Here is a 1,224-nt window from a genome sequence, read left to right as displayed (position 1 = left end):
ACTTTAACATTATACAAACGGTTATTTTCATCCTTCGCTTCCACTTCTTTGGCCAGTATTTTATATAATCCAGATAATTCTGCCTCGGTCATTTGATGGTTTTGATATAATTGTTCTAAGTAGTGCTGTGCTGATTTAAATTTTAAATACTCTAATTGCTTTTGTACTTCAAGATAGATTGTCATAACGGATGCCTCCTAATTCCCTTGAAATAAGACTCGGTTCTGTCGCTGTTTCTAAGTTACTTGTTTCATCCTGCTGTTTTGCATAATACAATTGGTGCTCTGGCTTTATGTTGAACAGTTGATTGGTGATAGGATGACTATCGATGATATTTCCGTTATAATAAATATAAAGTTTATTGTTTTGAACGATAATTTCTACTTGTTTACCGATAAATTCTTTTGGAACGGAATATTTATTATAATGGTATTGGAAGAGAGAGTCGTTGGTAACATGAACTTTTTTAAGATGAAGGTGATAAGGTTTTCTGACTGATAAGGATGGCAGTGGGACCAAATCACCTTTTTCTTTTTCTAATAAGAAATTTCGTGGCAACCTTGTCGCTTGAGAAATGCCTCTGTTATCTTCTTCATTCAGTTGTTTTAACCGATGATGCATAGTCCATATCCCTTCATAGGTACCATTGTAATTATATAATTGTTCCACCCATTTATTCTGCGTCTCCGTTTTTCCTTTTGTTTGAGGACGATAGACCATACACGGCAGTGGTTCAATACCATAATCTTTACAAAATTCTGAAAAACGTGAGGTTAAGACAGCTTTATCTCCCATACTCGTTCGTGGTTTTTCGACAAATGCTTTCAAATTATCAATGACTAATTCTCGTGGTGCTCCCCCAATTTCCTCGAATGCTTCTGCTAAAAATGACAGTAAGTTTTCTGTTGTCGGATTTAATATCAGTCGACGAACATTGTAACGTGACCATGAAAGAGTTAACGTTGGAATATATACTGTAATGGTCTGCCCGTCATTCGTTACTAATTTTACTTTTTCTTTTAAATCGAATTGAGCTTGTTGACCCGGTTGAGTTTCGAAACGTTGTGTGAACGCTGTTCTAGTATTTTGTTGGAATGACTGACTCAGCTCTTCATCATTCACAATATAGCGATAAAAAGTAGAACGGGCACAGGTGATATGATGTTCTCTTTTCATAAAATAGAAAAGGTGATCGATATAACTGAAGTGACGCGTTGAATCATG

2 protein-coding genes are annotated in these 1,224 nt (G+C 35.5%); both read right to left on the bottom strand.

All coding sequences use genetic code 11. The features are described 5' to 3' along the window. A partial coding sequence (locus tag HMPREF2811_RS02465) for a hypothetical protein (RefSeq protein WP_141749234.1) occupies positions 1-185 on the bottom strand: 185 nt, incomplete at its 3' end. After that, positions 169-1,224 (bottom strand): Mu transposase domain-containing protein (locus tag HMPREF2811_RS02460; RefSeq protein ID WP_071407947.1); only part of this gene is annotated, 1,056 nt, incomplete at its 5' end. The genes HMPREF2811_RS02465 and HMPREF2811_RS02460, both read right to left, overlap by 17 nt.

The sequence above is a fragment of the Globicatella sp. HMSC072A10 genome, from assembly GCF_001811625.1.
Lineage (GTDB): Bacteria > Bacillota > Bacilli > Lactobacillales > Aerococcaceae > Globicatella > Globicatella sanguinis.
The sequence above is the reverse complement of the archived record's forward strand: the minus strand, read 5'-3'. Positions and strand labels throughout refer to the sequence as shown.